We start from the raw sequence: 25,976 nt of genomic DNA on the forward strand, positions 1-25,976 counted from the left end.
ACGTTTGTGTTTCTTGTTTTAGCACAGTTTTTAAAGTGTTAATGAAGTGGCAATGCGCCAACTTATTTTGTTAATGGCTGTTTACAAGAATCAGGGGCTGTGTAAATATTCACGCATAAATGAGATAAATCCCAGGTTGTGAGCAAATGCTCTAAATGGCATTTTAGCGCAAAGGGAAAACCACCTACAACACGAGATCTGAAGATGAAGTCGACGTCTAGTGATATTGATATTTCGCAAATTAGTGACGAGCAACTCCCTGTCGCTAAACATAAATTGAAAGGCTGGAAGCATTTCATGGGTTTGTATGCTGGCGAACATGTCGCCGCAACAGAGTTTGTATTTGGGGCCACTTTCGTTGCACTTGGCGCCACCATGATGGATATCTTGTTGGGGTTGCTTATTGGTAATTTACTTGCCGTACTAAGTTGGACTCTCATTACCACACCTATTGCTGTGGAAACCAGATTGAGCCTTTACTCTTACCTGCAAAAAATTGCGGGAGATTCAATGACCAAGCTCTACAACTGGGCAAATGTGGTGATATTCACTGTTATATCGGCAGCAATGATCACCGTGTCTGCCACCGCCGTGCGTTTTGCCCTTAATATTCCTGCCCAGTTGAACTGGTATCCTACAAATTTAGCTTTTGTCGCTGTGGTTCTTGCAGTTGGCGTTATCGTTGTTTTCGTCGCTATGTATGGTTTCAATGCCGTATCAGACTTCTCCCGTATTTGCGCTCCTTGGCTTTTCACCATGTTTATTTGTGGCCCTCTAGTGTTAATGCCAGCACTCGCAGAATCTGTAATTGGGCAGACTTTTATCTCATCGTGGAGCGACTTTGTACATATTGGTAGCACATCGGTATGGACGGGGCTGACTCAAAACGGAGAGCCAGGGATCGGATTACTAGAAGTTATTGGCTTTTCCTGGGCGGCCAATACTATTACACACTTTGGTTTAATTGATATGGCATTGCTTCGTTTTGCTAAGCGCAAACGTTATGGACTGTGTACGTCTGCAGGCATGCTATTTGGGCATTACATTGCGTGGATTTCAGCTGGCATTATGGGCGCGGGGACTGCGGTCATAGTGCAGAAATCAATTGTGGAATTAGACCCAGGTGATGTTGCCTTTCATGCTCTGGGGTTATCGGGCCTTGTCATCGTTATTGTTGCTGGCTGGACTACAGCAAATGCTAACCTTTATCGAGCTGGTCTTGCTGCCCAAGCTATTTTTAAAGATAAATCTCGCCATAAAACTACCGCCATAGTCGGCATGGTAACCGTGGCTATTGCTTGTTTTCCCTTTGTATTTACTAAGCTACTTCCTCTTCTTACTTATGCCGGGTTGCTGGTGGTGCCAGTTGGAGCGATTGTATTTGCAGAACATACTATTTTTCCTCGTATTGGCTATACACGATATTGGGCTCATTACCAGAGCTTAACGCATAGCACACCAGCCGTAGCGAGTTGGGGCGTAGGTCTTGCTTTTGGATTCGGGCTTAATGCGTTGAATGTTATGTCATTCTATTATGTTTTCATCCCCACGTGGTTTTTCACCATTGCTGTCTACACAGGGCTAGCCGCTAAATATGGCGCAAAGCGTGAATATCCAGAGCAGGTAGCGCAAGTAAGCGCATTCGATCAGCGAGTAGAAGCACATCAGCAAGCCGAAGCCGCTAAAACAAAGGAAGATGTAAAGGACAGCCGTGCTTCTTCTACGCTACTACGCATCGTATCTGTAGCGAGTCTGGTTGTTTCTATCGCATTGGCTTTCAACACGTTTTCTCTTAGTGACACGCTGAGCGCCTACGAGTCTAATCGAGACCTTTTCTTTAACGTCGGGTTTGCGTGCACGGTTATTTATTTCGTTACTGCATATTGGGCGATGCGTCGTCATAAAGCATTTCAAAACACATAAGGTTTTTATGAAAACTCAAACACCTATCTTATTGAATAGAGCTAATCTGGCGAAAATGCCGGCAGATTTTAAGCGGCCTTCTTATAACGTAGAAAATGTTAAAACTGGTATTGTTCACATTGGAGTGGGAGGGTTTCACCGCGCGCACGAAGCTATGTATGTAGACAGACTCATGGCGAAAACCGGGGATTTGTCCTGGGGAATTTGCGGTGTAGGCCTTCGTGAAAATGACCGGGCCATGAAAAAAGTGCTCGACGAACAAGATAACCTGTATACCCTGATTGAAAAGTATAAAGATGGTACCCGCAAAGCATCGGTCATCGGTGCTATGACAGGTTTTCTTATGGCGCAGGATAACCCTCAGGCGGTTATTGATAAGATGGCTGAACCCGAGGTACACATCGTTTCGTTAACCATTACTGAAGGTGGATATAATTTCGACGCGTCTACAGGGGAATTTATCGCCGCTAACCCAGACGTTATCCATGATATTGAAAACCCGAGAAGCCCTAAATTAGTTTTTGGTTATCTTGTTGCTGCGCTTAAAAAACGCAAGGAAAATCAGATTAAGCCTTTTACCGTTATGTCATGTGACAACATTCAACACAACGGACAAGTGCTGAAGAAAATGCTGCTTTCTTTCATAGAGTTATTCGACACCGCATTAGCTGACTGGGTAAACGAAAACGTAAGTTTCCCAAACTCGATGGTAGATAGAATAACGCCTGCGACGACAGAAGAAGACATCACAACGTTAAAATCAAAAGGCGTGGAAGATGGCTGGCCCGTAGTCTGTGAGCCTTTCGAACAGTGGGTTATCGAAGACAGTTTTTGCAATGAAAAACCAAAGTTTAACCTTGTTGGCGCACAATTTGTGGATGATGTAGCACCTTACGAGAAACTAAAACTTCGCATGCTCAATGCGGGTCACTCTGTACTTGGCCTGGTAGGTTCGGTAGCTGGACTCGACACAATTCATGAGAGCGTTGATGTAATGCAGCTTAAGCGTTTGCTTTCCGTTTTTATGGAGAAGGAAGTGATGCCAACGCTGGATATGGTAGAGGGAATAGATGTTTTTGAGTACAGAGATACATTAATTTCTCGTTTCTCCAACCCGTTTATAAAAGACACGCTCGCGCGAATTTGTCTTGAAAGCTCGGCAAAATTACCTGTGTTTTTGCTACCAACTGTACGAGATAATTTGGCGAGCGGCAGGAATGTTAGTATAAGTGCTCTAGTTATTGCATGCTGGGCTTACTATTCCGATAAACACTCTTCCCAAGATGGGAAACCACTTGAAGTCAATGATGTGATAGCCGAGACGCTACACGGTGCGGCGGTCGATAACCACCTTGATAGTCTCAGCTTCTTAAAACTAGAAGCGGTATTTGGTTCGCTGGTAAACCAAAACCAGTTTACTGTTTGTTATAAAGCGTATGTTGAGCGTCTGTATCAGGGTGAACCGGTATTATTGATTTGTGAAGAGGTAGCAAACAACGTACTTGAACTCGCCAAAGCTTGTTAAGTCGCGTCGTTAATCACTGTGGGTGAAGAGAGTAGGGATGTGCTCTCTTTTTTTTAGTAGTTCAAAATTATTGGGTACCACAAAAGAAAAAAGCGACCCGAGGGTCGCTTTCTAAAGTGCAGATTTCTCTGCAACCATGTTGAACTGATTCACATGGTGTGAAATTGTCTTATAGACGGTCGTTGATTACCGCAGCAATAGGGTTGTCTTGTAAACCGTTTTCCGCAACCCAAGCTTGAAGTGTTTTACCGTCAGCTTCTGGTGCTTCTAAATCGCTCTTAGGCATTTTCTTTACAAGCAATTCGCCAGCTTCCACAGCATTATTAAGTAACGCTGTACGAATTAGGCTGTTGCCGCTACAGCTGATACCAGCATAGTAGTCTTTTAGTTTCATGCGATAGTCAGATTCAACTGAACGCATTTTCTTACGTAGTTCGCCTTTATCGTCTGCTTGAACGATAGTGCAAATATTCGCTAGTGCTTCGTTAACATCAGCCTGTGCTACGCCCGACACACCTAATGTCGCTGCAATAACAAGAGAAGTTTTAACAATTTTCAACATGGTTAATTCCTCAAGTATTTGTGAGTTTGTTTGTTCGTTTGTTCGAGTGGATTAAACGACAAAATGCGGAGCTTGAAAACGTTCTAAGCGATACTTAGGTATGCAGTTTCATAACCAACAACAGGGCAAAAAAAAGCGCTCTTAAAGAGCGCTATAGAGGAAAGCATTGCTAATGAGATTTGTAATTACTGGCCACTTCCATGATTTGCTCGCGCATCCACATATGAGCGTGGTCGTGGTCAGCACTAACGTGCCAGTAAAGAAAATATTCTACTGGTGGTAGGTCAAAAGGCACTTCATAAAGAGCAAGGTCGTAATGCTTTGCTAGGTGATACGGCAAGCAAGCGATGAGGTCAGTTTTAACTATCGTACTTGGCACGGTTAAAAAATGTTGCCCTCGCATCACTTCTTTGCGTCTTTTACCAATTTTATCCAACGCAATTTCTATTGGTCCTACGCCCGATTTTCGTTGTGACACATTGATATGTCCTAGTCGAAGGAAAGTGTCTAAATCAAGGCCGTTTTTTAGTGCAGGATGATTTTTTCTTGCTAGCACGACTAACCTGTCTTGTGCGATTTTTTCTTTACATAGGTGAGGATCGGTAAATGTTGATGCGTCTGAATAAAAGTCCAGTGCCCCTGAAGCCATCGCTGAAACCACTTGGCTTCTTGGGATCTCGTAGTTAGTAAGTCCGATGTTTGGCGCAAGATTCTGCAGACGTGAAATTAACCGAGGCATAATACTTACCTCTAGCAAATCCCTACTAGCAAAATTAAACGATTTTTCAGCAGTTAGCGGATCAAATGTATGGCTTTCTTGAACACTTTTACGCAATAGAGCCAAGGCTTGACGAGCAGGAACAATAATATTTTGGGCAACGGGAGTAGGTGTCATACTGTGGCCAGTTCGAACAAACAAAGGGTCGTTTAGCATTTCCCTAAGCCTTGCTAATGAGTTACTCACCGCAGGTTGGGTGATGCATAAGACATCGGCTGCCTTGGTTAAGCTTCCTGCCGTATAAATGGCGTCGAATACTGCAAAAAGGTTCAAATCGATTCTATTGAGATTCATAACTAATCCTTTAAGAGCGAGTGCCCTGAAAAAAGCCAATAGATGAAGCGGCGCTGGTTTGTATCACAGGGTTTTGAAGATAAGCTGTGATGCAATGCTACATAGCATCTACGAATAATTTACGTTAGTGTAACAAGAATATTTATAAATACCTATTATTAAAAGTTAATTGAAACATTCAAGCGAATAATAGTAGTTTTGTCGATAGTAAACGGATATTGGACTCAAAAATGAAAACACTTTTAGACTTAGCAGTAGGAGATACCCTTGAACAGCCTGAGTGGTTAACCGTCACACAAGAGATGACTAATCAATTTGCTGACGCTACTGGGGACCATCAGTGGATACACTTGGACGCTGCACGCTGCGAAAGAGAAAGTCCATTTAAAACAACAATTGCACACGGTTTTCTCACTGCCAGCCTTATGCCCAAAGCATTTGCTGAAGTCATTGCACCTAATGAGCGAATCGCTTCAATGATCAATTATGGTATTGATAAGTTACGTTTTCTTGAACCTGTAAAAAGCAATGATGCTGTGAAATATCAATTCAAGCTGGTTGATGTCTCGGAAAAAGCGCAAGGAAAACTGTTCAAAGTGGAAGCGAGTTGCCTGTTGAAATCGAGTGGGAACCCTGCACTGGTAGGCAGTTTTCTTATGCTTGCAGTGCTTAAACCTTAATTAAAAAGTGCGTGAGACTAAACACGTTAAAAGCAAATACGCTATTGATGTAAACGTGGCGTGTATCATTTTCCACGAAGTGTATGCATATGACTTACCTTGTGAAAGGTCTCTTCACCCGCTTCAGAAAATAGTAAGGCGAAAAGATTTAAAGCCTGAGTTGCTAGGTTAGCAATCCTCAGGCTTTTGCTATTGTGATTTAGTTTAAACTCGATAGATGTGGTGTTAGTTAGACGCTTCCTCTGCGCCTTCTTCAATCGCTTCTCCTGCGCTTTGAATATCCTTACCCGCACCTTCAACGGTGGCACATCCACCTAAAGTGCCGAAACTTGCTGCTAATATAAGTACTAAAAAAGCGTGTTTAAGTGTTTTTGAATTTAACATTTCCATTTGCATCTCCTTAGTTTCATTCTTCTGCGGGGTGCTCAGGGTCATCACCCGCCTTTACATCAGACTGCTTTGTTGATGAATCCGTTTTATCCTTACTCTTACCGTGCTCGTTTTGCTTCTCCAGCATAGTATTTAATTTATCCCCTCCCTTGGCGTTGAAATCCAATGTTCTGATAGGGAAAGGAATGAGAATATCGTTTTCTTCCAATACAGTTTTAACAGTACTGACAGCGTCATGACGAACGCTCATAAATCCGGGGTCTCCCGGGTATCTAATCCAAAACCACAACAGCAGGTTAATACTCGAATCTCCAAACGACTCTGCATAGACTGCGGTTTCTTCCTTTCTGATAACGTAATCCTTTTCATTCATCGCGTCAGTGATGACCCTAGCGGCTTCCTCTATATCATCTGCATAGGAGATACCCACGGGAACTTCTATCCTGCGATAACCCAAATAGGAGTAGTTAGTTAGTATATTCCGAAACAGTATTTTGTTGGGTATAACTTCAAGTTGACCATAAAAGGTTTCAACCAAAGTGTTTCGAAGGTTAATCTCTTTAACGTTACCGAATACTCCTTCTGCTTCAATAACGTCGCCAATTTCAAAGGGCTTCCTAATACCCATGGCTACACCGGCAATGAAGTTTTCTGTCATGTCTTGAAACGCAAAACCAATGGCCAACCCCACAATACCTGCGCCGGCTAATAAAGAGGTAACAGTTCCCTTAAGGCCAACAAAATCAAGCGCAATGAAAATACCCGCTACTAAAATGATAGATTTGATTATGGAGGTCAGGAGGCTTGCAATTTGTCGCGACTCAAACGTTCTGCGCATGAGTTTGCCGGCAACATTGCCAATTACTTTTGCGATAATGCCAAATGCAATGGCAATAAAAAATGCAACAACAATGTTAGGAAGTAGCGTGATACCGCCTTCTATCCACGACTCTAACTTCTCGCTTAAAAGTTTATAAACCTCATCTAACTTTGGAAACTCCATAGACCTCGTAGCACCTTTATATAAAGTGATGTTGATATTTCAAAAATCATTCCTTCTCATGCTTGCGATTAAGTTGTTGAAATATATGGAGTAAATGCTTTCTCGGCTGAAGGGGGATGCTAGTAATGGTGAATAAATTACCCACATCGGGAAACATATTCTCATTAGGGTAAATGCGCTTTAACCCACCGGTAGTCGGCTGTTATCCATAAAGATATCTGGTCAGACCATGTGTAAAATTAATGTAAACATATTATTCACAATAAATTTACAAAGATGGAATTCGAGCATAGTATCAGATTTGTAGGTCAATATTTGTTCATGGCCTCAAACAATAACAACACGAAATCGAACAGCCTGTCGCTAGCGGAAAGTGTGGGTAGTATGCCGGTAGTGATAAGCCCAGATTTGGAATCACACTATGAAATTTAAAACGCGTAAGACAGCAGTGGCTGCAATGGTCGGTACTGCTTTATTTTGCTCACCTTACATCGCATCAGCCCAAGAAGCTGACGTAGAAAGTGAGCAAGATGCTAAGAAAGACGTAGAACTCATTTTGGTTACGGGTAGTTTTGTTCGCCGTAGCGAAAACTTCGAATCTCCATCACCACTTGCCGTAGTAGATAGCGTGGCTATCGACGCGATAGGTGCAAAAAACATTGCGGATATCACGCAAACACTCACCATTAACACCGGCGCCGAAAACAACCCAGATGCTTTTACTCAAAATGCGACTGCGGGTACGTCGAATATCAACCTCCGTGGTTTGGGCGTAGCGTCAACATTGGTTTTGCTTAACAACAAACGTCAAGTTGTTACTGCCCAACCCACAAACGAAGGTTTGAACTTCGTTGATACCAGCTCACTTGTCCCTATGATTGCCATCGACCGTATGGAAGTGGTTAAAGACGGTGCCTCTGCTTTATATGGTTCGGATGCGGTTGCGGGGGTAGTGAACTTTATCACTAAACGCAATTATGACGGTGCAATGGTAAGCCTTGATTATCAAGACGGTGCTCATGGCGATAATAAAGAATACATTCTGCAAGGCTTATGGGGTGCGACAGGAGATAACGGAAGTGTTTTAGCGGCTATTAGCTATACCAACCGTTCTCCGCTTTTCCTAAGTGATAGACGTCTTAGTCGTCCACAAGACGATACCAGTGCGTTAGGAAACCCTGGCTCGTTCTTTTTGAACATTCCTGGAGCAGGTGCACTTCCTATTATTGACCCATACGGGTGTGAAGAGTTTGGCGGAGCGCCAAGATTACTTGCACCAAGTGGTACAGTGCCTGGATTAGACATTGGTTTCTGTGGCTTCGATTTTGGTAAGTTCTACTCGTACGTAGCCGATGAAAGTCGTACGAACGCTTATGTGCGCGCAGATTACGAATTCCAAAACGATATAACATGGTCTGCGGAATTCAGTTTGGCTAGAAACCGCGCTGAACGTGGTGGCGCCCCAAGTTTCCCAATACTTACCTCGCCAATAGTTCCAGATTATCATCCGCAAAACCCGTTTGGTCAGTCTGTTGCTTTCTTTGGACGAGCTGAAGGTAACGGTTTCCCTGGTGACCCAGCTAATACCGAATCAGATACCTTCCGCTTTAGTACGAGTTTACAAGGTGTGACTGATACTGGCTTCTGGGAAGTGAGCTATACACGTGCGGTTAATGACTTCATTTTTAGAGTGCCTGATGTTCTTAACACCGAGTTCCAACTAGCGCTATATGGCCTAGGCGGTTCAAACTGTGATCCTATTGCCGGAACGCCTGGAGTAGGGAACTGTGAATTCTTCAACCCATTTGCAACGTCGTATACTTCAGCACCAAACTCAGATTACGTAGTGAGTTCATTCACTGGAACTGAAGTTATCGACTCTAAAGCTGACCTAGAAGTATTCGAAGCGTTCACGTCCTTTGACGTGTTTGAAATGGGCGGTGGCTTTGCTGCTTTAGCGTTGGGTGTTCAGTATCGTGAAAATCAATTAAGCCAAGATTACGATGATCTTGCTAACCAAGATAGCTTCACATTCGTTATTGGTAACCCAGACATTGATGGTAGCCAAGATGTATGGGCTGCATTTGGTGAACTTGCTCTACCGATAAATGATGAATTAGACATTCAGTTAGCTGTTCGTTACGAAGACTACGGCGGTACTATTGGAAGCACGGTTGATCCTAAGCTCGCTATTTCGTGGCGTGCTACGGATGAGTTTTCACTGCGTGGTTCTGTATCGACGTCGTTCAGAGCGCCAACTGTGTTCTTAGCGCAAGGTGGTTCAACATCGCTACAACAACTTATTGACCCTGTTCAGGGGGCCACGGCGTTCGTTGCGGTGCGCACTTCAGGTAACGAAGAGTTAAAGCCAGAAGAATCGACGGCGTATAACATCGGTTTTTCTTATGAACCATTTAGAGATCTGTCTATAGAAGTTGATTATTGGAACTTCAAATTTGAAGACCTGATCATTCAGGAGAATGCACAAGCAGTATTGAATGACGACCCAACTAATACAGACAGAGTAGTTAGAGCCGGAGATCCAGTAACAGGGCCGGTACTGCAAATTAACAATACTTATGTAAACGCAAGTTCTCTAGAGACGTCAGGTCTTGATTTTGTGACAAGTTATAAAATAGAGACGGATTTTGGTAACTTCACGCCTACATTGAACGCGACGTACATAACTAAGTACGACTTGACGGACCCTCAAGCAGGGAACATTGATGGCGCTGGACGTCGTAACTTTAATAACATTGGTGTGTCTTCACCTGAGTTGCGAGCGAACCTAGGATTAGCGTGGCAAAATGATATTCACGCTGCGAATATTTTCCTACGCTACATCTCATCTTACGATGATGATCAAAACTGTGCTGACGGCACAGCTAACGTGGCTGGTTGTTCTGGTGGTTTCTATGAGGTGGATAGTCACCTAACGGTAGACGCTCAATACAATATTGATTTGGGTGGTTTATATGACACTGAACAAAGCTATGTGTTGACGTTAGGTGCAATCAACATGTTTGATGAAGATCCTCCACAGCTATTCACTAACAGTGGATTTGACTCAAAGGTTCACGATCCTAGAGGTCGTCAGATCTATGCGCGTTTAGCTATTGAGTTTTAATCATTAATACTAATGAAGTATGGCCGGCCTTTATAAGGCCGGCTTTTTTGTAAACCATAGCCACCACCTTAAGTTTGTATTTTTAGTCACGCCCACTTCTTTTATTAAACCAGTCATTTAAAGTGTCATATTCAAACCTAAAGATATCGCGTACATCATTATTATTGTTTAAAGGAGAACATAATGGCGACAAAGCTGTCTGAAAAAGAAATTAATGAAAGTTTGAATGCGCTAAACGCACTAGTTTCAGATGACACTCCATGGGAGCAAAGTGGTGACTGCATCAAAAAGACATTTACATTCAAGAGTTTTATCCGTGCATTCGGGTGGATGTCACAGATTGCGATTTGGGCGGAGAAGCTAAAACATCACCCAGAGTGGTTCAACGTATATAACAAAGTAGAGGTTACGCTAACTACTCACGATGCCGGTGGACTGACTGAACTTGATTTTGCGCTTGCTGAAAAAATGGAAAAATTCAAATAGTTCGAAAACTGCGTTAAATAAATGGGACTGAATACCTGTAAATTCGTATTAACTTTGCACAGGTTGGTCAATTAAAGCGCGAACAGTCAGAAAAGTGAAATATTTCGCATCTTGGCACTTGTGTTGAGAAAGTCCCTATGTATAATACGCACCACGTTGAAGCGAGGCACATATTGAAGCGCTTTCATCGTTAATTTTCTGGCGCGGGATGGAGCAGTCTGGTAGCTCGTCGGGCTCATAACCCGAAGGTCGTAGGTTCAAATCCTGCTCCCGCAACCACAGAAAATGACCAGAATTTCAAAGCATTGCAAAGGCAAGCTTTACCGTACAAGCGCGGGATGGAGCAGTCTGGTAGCTCGTCGGGCTCATAACCCGAAGGTCGTAGGTTCAAATCCTGCTCCCGCAACCAATTTAAGACCAGAATTAAAAAGCACTGCATTTGCAAGCTTTACCGTACAGTCGCGGGATGGAGCAGTCTGGTAGCTCGTCGGGCTCATAACCCGAAGGTCGTAGGTTCAAATCCTGCTCCCGCAACCACCTTTAAAACCCAGCTTTGGCTGGGTTTTTTCTTTTCCGACGATATAACACTTGAGCTCTTCCTGATTTAAACGATAATTTTGAATTAATTACTACACTGTGTATGCGAGTGTGCTAAGTTAACTTCACGCCACCATTGAAAATTAGACTAATAGGTAGTTTGGCCGCGTTATGATCTCTCGTTTTTTTACGTTCGAAGAACATGCCACCTTAGTTGAAGGTGCTTATCATTTCCCATTGGTTGTGCTCTCATTGTTGGTGGCAGTATTTGCGTCATTCATGGCGTTCAATGTAGCGGGACAAGCCGCGATTACAGAAGACAAAATTAGAAGAAATACCTTATTAGGCACCGGTAGTATTGCGCTAGGTGGTGGCATTTGGTCGATGCACTTTTTAGGCATGACCGCGTTTGATTTGTGCTTACCCGTCAACTACGACCCATTTATCACCGGACTATCTGCAATTCCAGGAGTTGCGGCAGCGTGGGTGGCGCTTCATCTTTTAATAAAAACTCGCATTAGCATTGCAGAGATAGTTTTGGGTGGCGTGTTAGTAGGGGCGGGCATCGGCACAATGCACTACAGCGGTATGGCCGCTATGGAGATGGCACCTCTTCTTCGTTATGACCTTGGCATGTTTGCCCTTTCTATTATAGTCGCTGTGTGTTTAGCCATGCTGTCACTGTGGATTAAGTTTGGTATTACTGCTGCGACTAAAGCCAAGAGACTGTTAGGTAAACATGTATTGCTAGCCAGTATTATTATGGGCTTGGCCATTTCTGGAATGCACTATACCGGTATGGCAGCTGCTAGGTTCGTGTTACCACCTGGCATGGAAACTTCCGGTCAGTCCTCAGATATAGCGGTTTTCCTCGCTATTTCCATTGCTATTGTTACTTTGATACTCATCACTATGGTACTGGGCATTAGCTTGCTCTTTAAATACCGCGATGTAATGGTTCGTGCCATCGAGAGTGAGCGCATTCAAAGCGCTATAACAGATACTGCTGTCGATGCCATCCTTACTGTAGATGATAAAGGTATTATCAAAACCGCGAACCCTGCTGTAGAACGTATTTATGGTTACACTCAGCAAGAAATTATCGGTATGCACGCGCTCGACATTGTGACGCCTGAGAGACGCCATTTATACGGTGATGACTTTTTTAGTCAGCGGGTAGTACCAACAGAACAAATTATTGGCGCTGGTAGGGAAGTTGAAGTTTTACGTAAGGATGGCGAGAGGATACCCGTTAGTATAGGGGTAGGTTATACAAAAATTGAAGGGAAACCTGTTTTCGTGGCGTTTGCTTCTGATTTGCGTAAACGCAAAGAAATGGAAGATGCTTTACGTGAAAGTGAGGCCAAGTTTAGAAGCCTTATTTCAAACATTCCCGGTATGGCGTATCGCTGCTTGAATATGCCAGGCTGGCCTATGGTATTTATCAGTGACGCTGTAATAGAGGTTACTGGCTACCCGCCGGAGGATTTTACTCTACCTAATCCGAAACGCTCATTTGCTGATCTTTATCATCCTGAAGATGCTGAGCGTCTTTCTACCATAAGCCCTGAGGTAGGAGAATTCTCATATGAATATAGAATCATTGCGAAATCTGGCGAAGTTAAGTGGGTTACAGAGCATGGCGTACAGGTTAAAGATGACGAAGGCATGGTACTGTATGTAGACGGCTTCATATCTGATATTACGCACCGAAAAGTCATGGAAAATGAGCTAAAATCAGCAAAGGAAAAAGCTGAACAAGCCGCCGCCGCACGTACTGCTTTTCTAGCGAATATGAGCCACGAAATTAGAACGCCAATGAATGCAATTATTGGTTTTAGTGACTTGATGTTAGGCGAATCGCTTCGGGAAGAGCAGAAATCCCACCTTACTACCATTAATCGCTCTGCTCGTTCATTACTCCACCTTCTTAACGATATCCTCGATAGTGCTAAGCTAGATAAAGGAAAGCTCGACTTGGATTATCGCGATTTTCTTATTCGCGAAGAGTTAGATTTGGTCATTTCTACATTTTGGTTAGAAGCTAAACGCAAGAAAGTTGGACTTGTACTCAATGTGGATGATTCAGTAGCTAATGGGTATAGAGGCGTACCCGAGCGCATGCGTCAGGTACTCAACAACCTTATTGGTAACGCCGTTAAATTTACCCACGAAGGTGAGGTGACAATTAACGTAAAAAGCGACGATAAATTTGTCTACTTTGATGTGTCAGATACGGGTATTGGTATGACGCAAGAGCAAGTGGAACGCGTCTTCGATCCATTTTCGCAAGCCGATGCGTCAATGAGTAGAAAATACGGTGGCACGGGGCTTGGCACTACTATTTCCAAGCAGTTGGTCGAACTGATGGGCGGGAATATTTTCGCACGCAGTGAAAAAGGCAAAGGCACAACATTTACATTTAGACTTCCGCTGAAAGTTGTGGAAATAGATGAGCATATTTCGAGTGACACAACGTCAAAAGCTACGCGAATAGAAACCACATTAAATGTACTTGTTGTCGATGACGTCCAACAAAATCTAGAGCTTCTTTCATTGTTATTGAAGCGTGCTGGTCATAATGTAGATACCGCAACTGATGGTTTGATTGCATTAGATAAAATGCAATCACAGTCATATGATGTTGTGCTAATGGATTTACAGATGCCCAAGCTAGACGGTTTGGAAGCAGCCAAACAGCGTCGAGAATTTGAAAAGGAAAATAGCTTACCTCCGACGCCCATTGTTGCGCTTACGGCTAGCGTATTGGTGCAAGATAAGCATGCTGCACAGCAAGCAGGCATGGAAGGATTTGCTAACAAGCCAGTCGATTTTGCACAGCTGATGGAAGAGGTGGCGCGCGTACTCAATATAGATACAAACGTGATAGATAATGCCAAGGAAAATCCAGTAATTGGCACATCTGAACCATCGCTTAAAGTCGATAAAAACGTATTGGATTTGAAAAAAGCGGTGGATTTGTGGGGAAGTGAAGAAGCCATCCTACAAGAAGTTGATAAATTCTCATCAACATGTAGAGATAAGATAGATGAGCTAATGGGAGCGGCTATTCGAGAAGATTACAAAGCTGTCGCTACGCTGTCCCACGGATTGAAAGGAACGTCAGGTAATCTCTGTTTAACCACTTTTTACCATACCACCAGAGAAATTGAAGCGCAGGCTTTGAAATCGATAGTTAATATTGAAGAGATCAACCGTCTTCGCGATGCGTTAGAAAGAATCGAATTAATGTTAAGTGAATCGCCACTGTACGCCGAGAATGCAATTAATGAAAGTATCGACAATGCGTTGCTGCTTAGTCATCTGGAAGCTATGCTCGATAGTGTAGAGCAAAACATGGTAGATGAAGAGGAATTGACATTTTTACGCGAAGTTGGATGTTCGAGTCATAAAGAACAGATTACGCAAATACTTTTAGATATCGATGATTTTGAGTTTGAGTTAGCGCATGAGCGCATCTCTACACTGATAAAAGAATTAAAGTAGCCAAGAGACACGGCATGTTAGAAATTGAAATCACAAAACCTACTTTACTCCTCGTTGACGACGAGCCGGTAAACCTGCGGGTTTTAAAGCAGCTTCTCGCCAATGACTACCAACTAATTTTCGCCAGAAATGGTGAGGAAGCACTAAAACTAGCACAAACAAGACAGCCTAACTTAATACTTCTAGACGTTATGATGCCAGGCCTGACTGGTTTTGAAGTGTGTCGTCAGCTTAAACAGCTTTCAAGTACAAGGCATATCCCTGTTATATTTGTCACAGCGCTAAATGACGAGCACGAAGAGACAGAAGGTTTTGAAGCTGGCGCGGTGGACTATATTACAAAGCCTATATCACCAGCCATTGTAAAAGCGCGGGTTAAAACTCATCTTAGCTTAGTACAGGCAGACGAGTTGCTGAACAGCCGATTACAAGTTGTTCAGCGTTTGGGGAGAGCAGCAGAATACAAAGATAATGAAACGGGCATGCATGTCATGCGTATGAGCCATTACTCTAAAGAGCTTGCGCTAGCCTATGGACTTACAGATAAACAGGCGGAAATTCTGCTTCATGCGGCACCTATGCATGACATCGGCAAAATAGGTATTGCTGATAGCATAATGTTAAAACCAGGGAAGCTTACCGACGAAGAGTTTGCCACTATGAAACATCACCCTGAGATTGGTGCGGAAATCATTGGTGATTGCGGTGATTCTTTGTTATTGAAAGTCGCTAAATCTGTTTCGTTGACCCACCACGAAAAGTGGGATGGGACGGGTTACCCCAAAGGGCTTGCCGGTGAAGACATTCCTATTGAAGGGCGTATTTGCGCTATCGCTGACGTGTTCGATGCTCTAACCAGTAAACGACCTTACAAAGACGCGTGGAGCATTGAAAAGACGGTAGATTTCCTGCAAAGCCAAAAAGGTAAACATTTTGAACCTAAACTTGTCGACCTTATGCTAGAGATAATGCCAAAAATACTCGACATAAAGGCAACATTTAAAGACGAGGATTAACAGCAGACTCTATTGGCTGTTGCTTAATCCGGCGCCTAGACGTATAATGTGCGTATTACGTGATGAGAGCGGGCTCCCTCAGTACAGGAAAGTAACGCACTTATCATTAGCAAGCTATCACCTAACGGTGGTTTTACCCATAGGTTTGCAACTGCCCATGTTGGCAGGTATGGGTTCAGAATTTTAATAAAAGCCCCGCTAGTCCGGGGCTTTTTGTTGTATTAAAACCTGGAGTCAGCCTCGCTGAGCCGGGTGATGACAGGTGGGCTTTAGGCCCTTTTTTCGTTTTTGGAGGTTTGCATTGGCAAAACTTGAAGAGAAACTAACCGAAATGTTAGAGCCGGGTGTTGAAGCACTAGGTTTCGAATTGGTTGGTATCGAGTTTGTACGAGCGGGGAAACATTCGATTCTTCGTGTTTTTATTGATCATGAAAACGGTATTACCGTAGATGATTGTGCAGATGTAAGTCATCAGGTTAGCGCAATTTTGGATGTTGAAGATCCAATTAGCACTGAATACAACTTGGAAGTGTCATCACCAGGTATGGACAGACCGCTTTTCAAAGAGAAGCACTATATCGAGTCTGTGGGTGAAGTGGTTCAAATTCGTTTGTCTATGCCAATGGATGACAGACGTAATTTTAAAGGCAAAGTACTCGCGTGCGAAAATGGCATTGTAAGTATTGAAGTGGATGGCCAGCAGTTCCAGTTAGCTGTGGCGAATATCGAAAAAGGTAACGTTGTTCCCACGTTCGATTAACGGAACAGCTCTGCTTTCATCGACGAAAGCAAAAGAGAGGCGAAAATGAATAAAGAAATTTTGTTAGTGGCGGAAGCCGTTTCAAATGAAAAACAAGTGCCTAGAGAGAAAATTTTTGAAGCGCTAGAGTTTGCGATCGCTAGTGCAACAAAAAAGAAAAACGAAGGCGAAATTGAAGTTCGTGTAAGCATCGACAGAACGTCTGGTGACTTTGATACATTCCGTCGCTGGTTGGTTATTCCTGATGATCAAGAACAGGAAAACCCATTTGCTGAAATTACGATTTCTGCGGCACAAATCGACGAACCAGAGATTCAACTTGGCGATTATGTGGAAGAACAGATTGAATCTATAAAATTCGACCGCATAACTACGCAAACCGCAAAGCAAGTGATCGTACAAAAAGTACGTGAAGCTGAGCGTCAGCAAATGATTGCTGAGTACGAAGACAAAGTGGGTGAACTAGTTACCGGTACGGTAAAGAAAGTTAACCGCGACAATATCATCATCGATTTGGGTAACAACGCTGAAGGCGTTATCTACCGCGATGACATGCTTCCTCGTGAAACTTTCCGTCCGGGTGACCGTGTACGTGGTCTTCTATACGTTATCCGTCCAGAAGCACGTGGCGCACAGCTATTCATTAGCCGTACGCACCCAGACATGCTAGTTGAATTATTCCGCTTAGAAGTGCCAGAAATTGCGGAAGAAACACTAGAAATTAAATCTGCGGCTCGTGACCCAGGCTCTCGTGCAAAGATTGCGGTTAAAACTAACGACAAACGCTTAGACCCAGTAGGTGCGTGTGTTGGTATGCGTGGTTCACGTGTACAAGCCGTATCGGGTGAACTTGGCGGTGAGCGTGTTGATATCGTGCTATGGGATGAAAACCCAGCGCAATTCGTTATCAATGCAATGGCACCTGCTGAAGTTGCGTCTATTGTTGTTGATGAAGACAGCAACACAATGGACGTTGCGGTTGAAGCAGACAACCTAGCTCAGGCGATTGGCCGTAGTGGTCAAAACGTTCGCTTAGCTAGCCAGCTGACTGGCTGGGAACTTAACGTGATGACGGTTGACGATCTCAACAAGAAGCACGAAGAAGAAAACGCGAAGGTACTTAATCTATTTACTGCTGGTTTGGACATCGACGAAGAGTTCGCGTCTGTCCTGGTAGATGAAGGCTTTACAACGCTTGAAGAAGTGGCATACGTGCCTGCAAGTGAACTTCTAGCGGTTGAAGGGTTAGATGAAGAAATGGTTGAAGAGCTGCGCAACAGAGCGCGTGCTTTCCTAACCACGCGTGCACTGGCGAACGAAGAATCGCTTGAAGGTGCAGAGCCTACAGAAGCCTTATTAAATCTTGAAGGTATGAGTAAACACGTGGCCTATGTGTTGGCCAGCCGCGGTGTTACTGACCTGGAAGAATTAGCAGAACAAGGTACCGATGATATCAGTGATATCGATGAACTAGACGAAGAGAAAGCCGGTGCATTAATCATGGCGGCTCGTAATATCGTATGGTTCAGTGAAGAAGAGTAAGGTCAACAGGGGGAAAATTACGTAATGGCAGATGTATCTATTGAAAAGCTCGCCAGCGACATTGGTACGACCGTTGACCGATTGGTTGGCCAGTTTAAAGACGCGGGTATCACTAAGAGTGCCGGCGATCAGGTAAACGAAGACGAGAAACAAAAACTATTGGATCATTTAAGTAAGCAACACGGCAGCGCAGCTGAACCGACGCGTATGACACTTAAGCGTAAGACAACCAGCACATTGAGTGTTGGTAAGTCTAAAGAAGTGAAAGTGGAAGTACGTAAAAAGCGCACTTACGTTAAACGCAGCGACATTGAAGAGCAGCAGCGTCAAGCGGAAGAAGAGGCGAAGCGTCTTGAAGAAGAAGCACGTCTGAAGCGCGAAGCGGAAGAAAAAGCAGCGGCTGATGCCAAAAAAGCGGCTGAAGAGAAAGCGCGTAAAGCTGAAGAAGCGAAAAAAGCCGCTGAAGAAGAGCGCGCTCGTCGTGCTGAGCAAGCGAAGAAAGAAGCTGAAGCACGCAAGAAAGACGAACCAGAGCTAACGGAAGCTGAAAAAGCGGAAGCAGAAGCGGCTCGTCAGGAAGAAGAGCGTCTTCGTAAAGCGCAAGAAGAAGAAGCGCAGAAAAAGCTTGAAGAAGAAGCAAAGAAAGCGGCTGATGAAGCGCGTAAACTTGCTGAAGAAAACGAGCGTCGCTGGAAAGAAGAAGAAGAGCGTCGTAAGAAAGAAGAAGCTGAAGAAGTTCACTTGCACTCTAATCGTTATGCTCAAGAAGCTGAAGACGAAGAAGATATGCAGGTTGAGCGTTCATCTCGCCGTCGTCGTAAGTCGAAGAAAAATGCGGGTGAGCACCTTAAGCAAGGCTTTAACAAGCCAGCTGCACCTGTAGAGCGTGTAGTTAAGCTTGGCGCAACCATCACCGTTGGCGAACTTGCAAGTAAGCTTGCAATTAAGTCTAACGAAGTTATCAAAACGATGATGAAGATGGGCGAAATGGCAACCATTAACCAAGTACTAGACCAAGATACTGCGGTACTAGTGATTGAAGAAATGGGCCATAAGTACGAGCTTGTTAACGACAACGCACTTGAAGATGAGTTGTTGGCAGACGGCACCGGCGGTGAAAAAACCACACGTGCACCTGTTGTAACCATCATGGGTCACGTTGACCACGGTAAAACGTCATTGCTTGACTACATTCGTCGCGCGAAAGTTGCCGACGGTGAAGCCGGTGGTATTACCCAGCACATTGGTGCATATAAAGTAGAAACAGAGAACGGTGAAATTACGTTCCTAGATACACCTGGACACGCCGCGTTTACTGCAATGCGTGCTCGTGGTGCTACGGCGACAGATATAGTTATTCTTGTTGTTGCTGCAGATGACGGCGTAATGCCTCAAACGAAAGAAGCGGTACAGCACGCTCGCGCTGCTGGCGTACCTCTTATCGTTGCAGTAAACAAAATGGATAAAGAAACCGCTGACCCTGATCGCGTTAAAACTGAGCTATCTCAACTAGAAGTTATCTCAGAAGAGTGGGGTGGTGAGCACCAGTTCTGTAACGTTTCTGCGAAAACAGGTATGGGCGTAGACGAATTGCTTGAAGCTATCGTTCTACAAGCTGAAGTTCTTGACCTTAAAGCAGTAGCTGAAGGCCCAGGTCGCGGTATTGTTATTGAATCTCGCCTTGATAAAGGTCGTGGTCCAGTAGCTTCTGTATTGGTTCAAGAAGGCCAATTACGCGCTGGTGACATTCTACTTTGTGGTGAAGAGTACGGCCGTGTTCGTGCAATGCGCGACGAAAACGGTAATGAAATTAAAGTTGCTGGCCCTTCTACACCTGTGGAAGTACTTGGCCTGTCTGGTGTTCCGGTAGCGGGTGAAGACGCAGCTGTTGTTAAAGACGAGCGTAAAGCGCGTGAAGTAGCAGCTAAGCGTCATCAGAAGAAACGTGAACTTAAACTTGCTCGTCAGCAAAAAGCGAAACTTGAAAACATGTTCGCGAACATGGAATCAGGTGATGTTAGTGAACTGAACATCGTACTAAAAGCTGACGTACAGGGCTCTGTAGAAGCAATTTCTGAATCACTTGTTAAGCTTTCTACGTCTGAAGTGAAAGTGAACATTGTAGGTAGTGGTGTAGGTGGTATCACTGAAACTGACGCGACCCTTGCGGCTGCATCAGGCGCTATCGTACTAGGCTTTAACGTTCGTGCTGATGCTACAGCGCGCCGCGTACTAGAAGCTGAAGAAATTGATTTACGTTACTACAGCGTTATCTATAACCTAATTGACGAAGTGAAAGCGGCCATGAGTGGTATGCTTGCACCAGAATTCAAGCAGGAAATCATTGGTCTTGCAGAAGTACGTGACGTGTTTAAGTCACCGAAACTGGGCGCAATTGCGGGCTGTATGGTTACTGAAGGTAACGTTAAGCGTAGCAACCCAATCCGTGTACTTCGCGACAACGTAGTAATTTACGAAGGTGAGTTAGAATCACTACGTCGCTTTAAAGACGACGTACAAGAAGTACGTAACGGTATGGAATGTGGTATCGGCGTTAAGAACTACAACGACGTGAAAGTAGGCGACCAAATCGAGGTCTTCGAAATCGTTGAGGTTAAGCGCGAAATTTAATTGCCTTAGTTAATTCGGCATGTGAAAAACGGGGGCCGAGTGCTCCCGTTTTTGTCTGTATTTAGTCAATAAATTCAAATCATGCTCGACATTTACATAAGGAAAGGAGAGTACAATGGCCCGTGAATTTTCACGTACCGACAGAGTCGCTCAGCAAGTTCATAAAGAAGTGGCGAGCATTCTGCAAAACGAATACAAGCACCGCGTTGGCGATATGCCTTTGATCACGGTTTCTGACGTAGATGTATCGCGCGACTTAGCGCATGCAAAAATCTTTGTGACTATCTACAACAGCACCGAAGAGGAAGGTAAGGCGCAAATTAAACAACTGGCAGAATACAAAAAGTTTATCCGCAGTATTCTAGCTAAACGTATTCGCATGCGTTCAGTACCAGATCTTCACTTCTTTGAAGATAAGTCGATTGTTGAAGGTATGCGTATCTCTAATCTTGTGTCACAGACCATCGCAAAAGATGAGTCAAAGCGCGATAAAGACGAATCACAAGAGCAGGAGTAGATGGCAAGACGTCGTAAAGGCCGTGAGATTAACGGCATAGTATTGCTTGATAAACCGCTTGGTGGGTCATCTAACCAACTGCTACAAAAAGTGCGCTGGCTGTACAAAGCGGCAAAAGCCGGGCACACAGGCGCACTTGATCCGCTTGCCAGTGGTATGCTGCCGCTCTGCTTGGGTGAAGCCACCAAGTTTTCTCAGTTTCTTCTGGATGCTGAGAAGACCTACGAGGTAACTGCTCAATTAGGCGTACGCACAACCACATCTGATGCGGACGGTGAAGTAGTTGAAGAAAAACCTGTTGAAGTAAGCGAAGAACAAGTGCGTGATGCATGTTTGGCGTTCTTAGGTAAGAGCAAACAAATACCATCCATGTTCTCAGCGCTTAAACATCAAGGTAAGCCGCTTTATCATTATGCTCGTCAAGGCATAGAAATTGAGCGTGAGCCCCGCGATATTGAAGTGTATGAACTGGATGTACTGCGTATTGAACTGCCGTTTGTAGAAATGCGCATTAAATGCAGCAAAGGCACCTATATTCGCTCTATCGTGGATGATTTGGGTCAAAACCTTGGCTGTGGCGCCTACGTAACTCGCTTACACCGCACGGAAGTAGCAGACTATCCCACAGATAAAATGGTATCGCTGGATAAGTTGATTGAAATTCAGGAATCACTGGAAGAAGGTGACTTCAAAGCGCTGGATGACTTATTGATTCCTATGGATACGGCTGTAAGTCGCTTACCATTTGTGACTATTAACGATGCGGAAAGAAACCGCTTTGATAACGGTCAATCTGTAAAAGGGGTATGTAGCGAATCACTTATTGAAGGTATGTCTTACCGCGTTTACCACGGTGAAGATACTAGTGGTATTTTCTTAGGCGTAGGGGAAGGGGTTCTTGACCCGAAAGACCAAGGTATCCCTAAACAAGAAGTGTTTGTTAACCCAAAACGTCGAGTTGTTTATCCATCTTAGCTGCGCTGGTAAATAAAGACGGTTTATGGCTTGCTAAGTCTGTAAACGTCATTATAATACGGCGCTCATTCCGCTTTGCTGAATTAGTGATCGGCGAAGCATTAATATTAGGAGAATGATATGTCACTAACTAAAGCAGAAACCGCAAAAATCATTGCTGAGTACGGCGTTAAAGAAGGCGACACTGGTTCACCAGAAGTTCAAGTTGCTTTGCTTACTCACAACATCAACAAGCTTCAAGGTCACTTTGCTGATCACAAGAAAGATCACCACTCACGTCGTGGTCTTCTACGTATGGTTAGCCAACGTCGTAAGCTTCTAGACTACCTTAAAGGCAAGAACGCTGAGCGTTACCTTGACCTTATCAAGCGTCTAGGTCTACGTCGATAAGACTAGGTTTCAAGAAAAGCGCCCAATGGGCGCTTTTTTTTACGAAGTAATATAGTAACTTCGTTTGTGCAGTGCTAATTCAAGATGTTAGCCACCTGACGTAATAGGGTAAGCGTAAAAGGGTAAGATTAATTGCTGTTTAGCTTCTTATCCTCGAACATCCTTTCATCAGCAACAAATATGAGTTCTTCTAAAGTCTTTCCCTCAATAGGGTAACTTGCATGACCAATGCTGACGCCAACACTGAACGTACCGTGAGCTGTGGAAATAGGTTGGGTAAGGTTTTTAGCTAACCGTGTCTTTAGTGCTTCTACGCTAAAGTCCTTGTTTAGCTCTGTGATAACAACGATAAATTCGTCACCGCCAACGCGCGAAGCGATGTCATACACGCGGCACATTGACTGAAGCCTTTGTGCAAGCTCCACTAATACTTCATCACCTGTCGTGTGCCCATACTCGTCATTAATTGGCTTAAATCGATTGAGGTCCAAATATAAGAGAGTACACAGTTTATTGTTCCTCTCTAAGCGAGCAAGCTCATTACGCATGTAGGTAGAAAGCGCAAGTCTATTGGCTAAACCCGTTAACGTATCGCTATTCGCTAGCTTCCTAATTTGCTGCTCAGCCTCCACCTGTTCGGTAATATCAACATTGATACCAAACATCTTGTTGCCTTCTATACGTCCATACGCGCTTATGTGGCGGTACTTGTCGCTTGCCGCTTTTACCCGAAAGGTCGCATGAAAGCCTGAGCTTTCCTGTATGGCCTGATTAATCTTTTTCTTTACGTTAACGATATCGTCACAGTGGACCGTACTTTCCCAGTCACTAAATTGGCCACTAAACCCCGCCTTGGTGACACTGTAAATTTTATGCATCCAATCGTCCCAAATGAGCTCGTTAGTGGAAGTGTCCCATTCCCACACGCCTATGTGAGCAGCATCTGCGGCCATAGACATACGTCTGTTTAGTGTTTTAAGTGTATGCTGTGCTTCACGCCATTTGGTTACATCTTCAGAAAGCGCCAAGATGTATTGCGGCTTACCATAATTATCATCAATTACGATTTTCTTTGTTTCAAAAAAGCGCGTTACACCGTCAATGTTGAGCTCGAACTCGTTTACGTTTTGCTTTTCAGAGCTCGAAAGCAATTGTTTGTCGTCCGAAATGAATTTTTTAGCTTCTGTCTCGTCGAAAATATCAAAATCTGATAACCCGACGAGAGAGGCTTTATCAGCACCTAATATTTTGCTTCCCGCGTCATTTACGTGGGTGATAGAAAGGGTGTCGGCACGTTTGACAATCAGCATATTGGGTAGCGCGTCAAATACCGTTTGAGCAAAGACCTCCTGATTTTTGACATCAGATAAATCCTTCACCGTACACACATAGGATATGTCATTGCCTGGCAGAAGGTTGATACGTAGTGTTAATGGGAAAATCTTCCCGCTTTTTCTTATTCCATCTAGCGTTAGTGGCATATGATGTATTGCGCTATTTCTTGCTGCTTTTTTCAATCCAATCAGGAGTGGCTCATGTACGTGCTGAGAAGGGCTTACAAGTTCTCTTATATGGACAGTTTGAGGTGTAATAGCATCAAGTCCAAACATGCTTAGCGCGACAGGGTTTGCGAATTCAACCATACCAGCATTGTCAAAGGTCAGTACGCCTTCCTGAACAGTATTTAATACCGCGTTATAGCGCTCCAGCAATAAAGTTCGGGCTCGCAATTCGATAAAGATAAGGATAGTAAACGCGAAAAGCATCACCATTAACATGACCAGGTAAGCGAGGTTCTTTGTTTCCGGCTCTTGTAGTATTTGCGTGGAGGGCAGTGCATACACGTGCATAGACAGCATTCCGGTGTAATGCATACCGGATATAGCGCAGCCCATAATGATTGCAGGTACAATTTGCTTAGTAATTCGCAGCTGAGACGTGGTCACGTATTCATGGGTTTTTAACGCTATACCAGCTAATCCTACGGCAACCACTATTGATAGACAGAAGTACCAGCCGTCATAGGCCATGACGGCATCCATCTGCATTGCCATCATGCCAATATAGTGCATGCTGCCTATACCAAGGCCCATATATAAGCTTCTGAGCCAGAGCGAGTTAGCTTTGTGTGGCAGTTTGCTCATCACAACGATACTCGCAAGAATAGCGGGTAAAACCGACAGCAATGTAACAAACGGGCCATAGGAAACTTCAAGGGGCAGCTGATAAGCCAGCATTCCGACAAAATGCATTGCCCAAATGCCGAAACCGAGGAAGCACGCCGAAGCCAGCGACCAAAAAGAACGCTCGTTTTGTAGCTCTGTCTGCGACATCTTTGCAGACAGTACGAAAGAGATAAGAGAAGCCGAAATCGCAATAACAACAGAGGCCACTACGAAAGTAAGATCGTAAGTAGCCAATATTTCAGTGCTCGGTGGGAAATCCTTTACCGAAAAAAAGTGATAATGTCCGTTTTTCAAAGTCTTAAATTGTGTTTTCAACCAACTACTACTAAATGTAGTAGTTTCATTTATTTACGCAACTCGGCATTGCTAGCTGTTTTACTTGAAGTGCGAACCGCGTTTTGCATTATAGCGAGTTCACGGCTTGTCAAATTACGCCACTGACCTGGTTTTAATGAATCAAGTTCAAGGTGCATAATGCGAGTTCGCTTAAGTTTCGTAACCTCGTAACCTAAAAACTCACACATTCTGCGAATTTGTCGATTAAGCCCCTGAGTTAGAATGATGGTAAACTTATTCTTACCGGTAGGCTTTACCACACAAGGTTTAGTCACTGTGCCAAGGATCGGTACACCGCGTGCCATACGATTAACAAAGCGCTCACTTATGGGCTGATTCACCGTAACTTCATACTCTTTATCATGGGCATTTTCAGCACGCAGGATCTTGTTCACGATGTCTCCATCGCTGGTTAAAATGATTAAGCCTTCCGATGGTTTATCTAACCTTCCAACGGGGAAAATACGTTCCTTGTGACCGATAGCGTCAATAATGTTGCCTTTTACATGGCGCTCTGTGGTGCAGGTAATACCAATGGGTTTGTTGTAAACAATGTATACGCGGTCTGACTTATCTGATGCAACGGCACCAACCACTTTTCCGTCTACTTTTACGGTATCGCCAGGCCCCACTTTGGTGCCAAGTTCCGGCGGTTGGTTGTTAACGGTAACGCGGTTTTGCTCAATGAGTTTATCGGCTTCACGGCGAGAACAAAGGCCAGTGTCGCTGATATATTTATTTAAACGTTTGGGCGCTTGGTCACTCATTGCGCATTAAGTCCTATAGATTTTAAAAAGAGTGCAATACTATC

The 25,976-nt window shown here is 44.1% G+C and carries 19 protein-coding genes and 3 tRNA genes; 16 read left to right on the plus strand and 6 right to left on the minus strand.

What is annotated here, in order from left to right; all coding sequences use genetic code 11:
• Positions 1-204: 204 nt before the first annotated feature.
• Both BGK61_RS08980 and BGK61_RS08985 read left to right on the plus strand, forming a co-directional pair.
• On the plus strand, positions 205-1,923 hold the full coding sequence (locus BGK61_RS08980; protein ID WP_076012515.1) for a purine-cytosine permease family protein: 1,719 nt from the start codon (positions 205-207) through the stop codon (positions 1,921-1,923).
• A 7-nt stretch (positions 1,924-1,930) separates the two neighbouring features.
• Positions 1,931-3,448 (plus strand): mannitol dehydrogenase family protein, encoded by a 1,518-nt coding sequence (locus tag BGK61_RS08985; protein WP_076012516.1) that lies wholly within the window; start codon positions 1,931-1,933, stop codon positions 3,446-3,448.
• A 169-nt stretch (positions 3,449-3,617) separates the two neighbouring features.
• On the opposite strand, the gene BGK61_RS08990 is transcribed toward BGK61_RS08985, so the two are convergent.
• Together BGK61_RS08990 and BGK61_RS08995 are read right to left on the minus strand one after the other, a co-directional pair.
• Positions 3,618-4,010: a DUF3718 domain-containing protein gene (locus BGK61_RS08990; protein WP_014998162.1), complete on the minus strand. Its 393-nt coding sequence runs from the start codon at positions 4,008-4,010 to the stop codon at positions 3,618-3,620.
• A gap of 169 nt (positions 4,011-4,179) precedes the next feature.
• A complete protein-coding gene (locus BGK61_RS08995) occupies positions 4,180-5,082 on the minus strand; it encodes a LysR family transcriptional regulator (RefSeq protein WP_014998163.1) in 903 nt (300 codons plus the stop codon).
• A 230-nt stretch (positions 5,083-5,312) separates the two neighbouring features.
• On the opposite strand from BGK61_RS08995, the gene BGK61_RS09000 reads away from it, so the two are divergent.
• Positions 5,313-5,762, plus strand: coding sequence for a MaoC family dehydratase (locus BGK61_RS09000; RefSeq protein WP_076012517.1), 450 nt, complete (start codon positions 5,313-5,315; stop codon positions 5,760-5,762).
• A gap of 225 nt (positions 5,763-5,987) precedes the next feature.
• Here the strand turns inward: BGK61_RS09000 and BGK61_RS09005 are convergent, their stop codons facing one another.
• Together BGK61_RS09005 and BGK61_RS09010 are read right to left on the minus strand one after the other, a co-directional pair.
• Positions 5,988-6,152 (minus strand): entericidin A/B family lipoprotein, encoded by a 165-nt coding sequence (locus BGK61_RS09005; RefSeq protein WP_014998165.1) that lies wholly within the window; start codon positions 6,150-6,152, stop codon positions 5,988-5,990.
• 16 nt (positions 6,153-6,168) lie between these two features.
• Entirely contained in the window at positions 6,169-7,155 is a 987-nt protein-coding gene (locus BGK61_RS09010) for a mechanosensitive ion channel family protein (protein ID WP_076012518.1), read from the minus strand.
• 421 nt (positions 7,156-7,576) lie between these two features.
• On the opposite strand from BGK61_RS09010, the gene BGK61_RS09015 reads away from it, so the two are divergent.
• The 13 genes from BGK61_RS09015 (at position 7,577) to rpsO (ending at position 22,643) form a co-directional block, all read left to right on the plus strand.
• Positions 7,577-10,282 carry a TonB-dependent receptor domain-containing protein gene (locus BGK61_RS09015; RefSeq protein WP_076012519.1) on the plus strand — a complete coding sequence of 902 codons (2,706 nt, stop codon included), beginning with the start codon at positions 7,577-7,579 and terminating at the stop codon, positions 10,280-10,282.
• Between the two features lie 183 nt (positions 10,283-10,465).
• A complete protein-coding gene (locus tag BGK61_RS09020) occupies positions 10,466-10,768 on the plus strand; it encodes a 4a-hydroxytetrahydrobiopterin dehydratase (RefSeq protein WP_076012520.1) in 303 nt (100 codons plus the stop codon).
• 202 nt (positions 10,769-10,970) lie between these two features.
• Positions 10,971-11,047: transfer RNA gene (locus BGK61_RS09025), tRNA-Met, on the plus strand.
• A 53-nt stretch (positions 11,048-11,100) separates the two neighbouring features.
• Positions 11,101-11,177 (plus strand) — tRNA-Met (locus tag BGK61_RS09030).
• Between the two features lie 51 nt (positions 11,178-11,228).
• Positions 11,229-11,305 (plus strand) — tRNA-Met (locus BGK61_RS09035).
• A gap of 171 nt (positions 11,306-11,476) precedes the next feature.
• On the plus strand, positions 11,477-14,812 hold the full coding sequence (locus BGK61_RS09040) for an MHYT domain-containing protein (RefSeq protein ID WP_076011540.1): 3,336 nt from the start codon (positions 11,477-11,479) through the stop codon (positions 14,810-14,812).
• A 14-nt stretch (positions 14,813-14,826) separates the two neighbouring features.
• Positions 14,827-15,828: a response regulator gene (locus BGK61_RS09045; protein WP_076011541.1), complete on the plus strand. Its 1,002-nt coding sequence runs from the start codon at positions 14,827-14,829 to the stop codon at positions 15,826-15,828.
• A 301-nt stretch (positions 15,829-16,129) separates the two neighbouring features.
• A complete protein-coding gene (gene rimP / locus BGK61_RS09050) occupies positions 16,130-16,588 on the plus strand; it encodes a ribosome maturation factor RimP (RefSeq protein WP_014949254.1) in 459 nt (152 codons plus the stop codon).
• Between the two features lie 45 nt (positions 16,589-16,633).
• Positions 16,634-18,130, plus strand: coding sequence for a transcription termination factor NusA (nusA, locus tag BGK61_RS09055; protein WP_014998171.1), 1,497 nt, complete (start codon positions 16,634-16,636; stop codon positions 18,128-18,130).
• Between the two features lie 24 nt (positions 18,131-18,154).
• Entirely contained in the window at positions 18,155-20,761 is a 2,607-nt protein-coding gene (gene infB, locus BGK61_RS09060; protein ID WP_076011542.1) for a translation initiation factor IF-2, read from the plus strand.
• Positions 20,762-20,876: 115 nt separating this feature from the next.
• The gene (rbfA, locus tag BGK61_RS09065) at positions 20,877-21,278 is read left to right on the plus strand and encodes a 30S ribosome-binding factor RbfA (protein WP_014998173.1); all 402 of its coding nucleotides are present in this window, start codon (positions 20,877-20,879) and stop codon (positions 21,276-21,278) included.
• Complete coding sequence (gene truB / locus BGK61_RS09070) at positions 21,279-22,253, plus strand: tRNA pseudouridine(55) synthase TruB (RefSeq protein ID WP_076011543.1); 975 nt, start codon at positions 21,279-21,281, stop codon at positions 22,251-22,253.
• Positions 22,254-22,373: 120 nt separating this feature from the next.
• The gene (gene rpsO / locus BGK61_RS09075) at positions 22,374-22,643 is read left to right on the plus strand and encodes a 30S ribosomal protein S15 (protein WP_012518257.1); all 270 of its coding nucleotides are present in this window, start codon (positions 22,374-22,376) and stop codon (positions 22,641-22,643) included.
• Between the two features lie 128 nt (positions 22,644-22,771).
• On the opposite strand, the gene BGK61_RS09080 is transcribed toward rpsO, so the two are convergent.
• Both BGK61_RS09080 and rluF read right to left on the minus strand, forming a co-directional pair.
• Positions 22,772-25,063: a diguanylate cyclase domain-containing protein gene (locus BGK61_RS09080; protein ID WP_076011544.1), complete on the minus strand. Its 2,292-nt coding sequence runs from the start codon at positions 25,061-25,063 to the stop codon at positions 22,772-22,774.
• Between the two features lie 110 nt (positions 25,064-25,173).
• Positions 25,174-25,932 (minus strand): 23S rRNA pseudouridine(2604) synthase RluF, encoded by a 759-nt coding sequence (gene rluF / locus BGK61_RS09085; protein ID WP_076011545.1) that lies wholly within the window; start codon positions 25,930-25,932, stop codon positions 25,174-25,176.
• Between the last annotated feature and the right edge of the window lie 44 nt (positions 25,933-25,976).

Origin of the sequence: Alteromonas abrolhosensis (assembly GCF_001953635.1) — a bacterium.
GTDB classification, from domain to species: Bacteria; Pseudomonadota; Gammaproteobacteria; order Enterobacterales; family Alteromonadaceae; genus Alteromonas; species Alteromonas abrolhosensis.

Excerpts from the sequence above, each read along its gene's own strand:
- BGK61_RS08980 (WP_076012515.1), top strand. The coding sequence starts at position 205 with ATGAAGTCGACGTCTAGTGATATTGATATTTCGCAAATTAGTGACGAG.
- BGK61_RS08985 (WP_076012516.1), top strand. The coding sequence starts at position 1,931 with ATGAAAACTCAAACACCTATCTTATTGAATAGAGCTAATCTGGCGAAA.
- BGK61_RS08990 (WP_014998162.1), bottom strand. The coding sequence starts at position 4,010 with ATGTTGAAAATTGTTAAAACTTCTCTTGTTATTGCAGCGACATTAGGT.
- BGK61_RS08995 (WP_014998163.1), bottom strand. The coding sequence starts at position 5,082 with ATGAATCTCAATAGAATCGATTTGAACCTTTTTGCAGTATTCGACGCC.
- BGK61_RS09000 (WP_076012517.1), top strand. The coding sequence starts at position 5,313 with ATGAAAACACTTTTAGACTTAGCAGTAGGAGATACCCTTGAACAGCCT.
- BGK61_RS09005 (WP_014998165.1), bottom strand. The coding sequence starts at position 6,152 with ATGGAAATGTTAAATTCAAAAACACTTAAACACGCTTTTTTAGTACTT.
- BGK61_RS09010 (WP_076012518.1), bottom strand. The coding sequence starts at position 7,155 with ATGGAGTTTCCAAAGTTAGATGAGGTTTATAAACTTTTAAGCGAGAAG.
- BGK61_RS09015 (WP_076012519.1), top strand. The coding sequence starts at position 7,577 with ATGAAATTTAAAACGCGTAAGACAGCAGTGGCTGCAATGGTCGGTACT.
- BGK61_RS09020 (WP_076012520.1), top strand. The coding sequence starts at position 10,466 with ATGGCGACAAAGCTGTCTGAAAAAGAAATTAATGAAAGTTTGAATGCG.
- BGK61_RS09040 (WP_076011540.1), top strand. The coding sequence starts at position 11,477 with ATGATCTCTCGTTTTTTTACGTTCGAAGAACATGCCACCTTAGTTGAA.
- BGK61_RS09045 (WP_076011541.1), top strand. The coding sequence starts at position 14,827 with ATGTTAGAAATTGAAATCACAAAACCTACTTTACTCCTCGTTGACGAC.
- nusA (WP_014998171.1), top strand. The coding sequence starts at position 16,634 with ATGAATAAAGAAATTTTGTTAGTGGCGGAAGCCGTTTCAAATGAAAAA.
- infB (WP_076011542.1), top strand. The coding sequence starts at position 18,155 with ATGGCAGATGTATCTATTGAAAAGCTCGCCAGCGACATTGGTACGACC.
- rbfA (WP_014998173.1), top strand. The coding sequence starts at position 20,877 with ATGGCCCGTGAATTTTCACGTACCGACAGAGTCGCTCAGCAAGTTCAT.
- truB (WP_076011543.1), top strand. The coding sequence starts at position 21,279 with ATGGCAAGACGTCGTAAAGGCCGTGAGATTAACGGCATAGTATTGCTT.
- rpsO (WP_012518257.1), top strand. The coding sequence starts at position 22,374 with ATGTCACTAACTAAAGCAGAAACCGCAAAAATCATTGCTGAGTACGGC.
- rluF (WP_076011545.1), bottom strand. The coding sequence starts at position 25,932 with ATGAGTGACCAAGCGCCCAAACGTTTAAATAAATATATCAGCGACACT.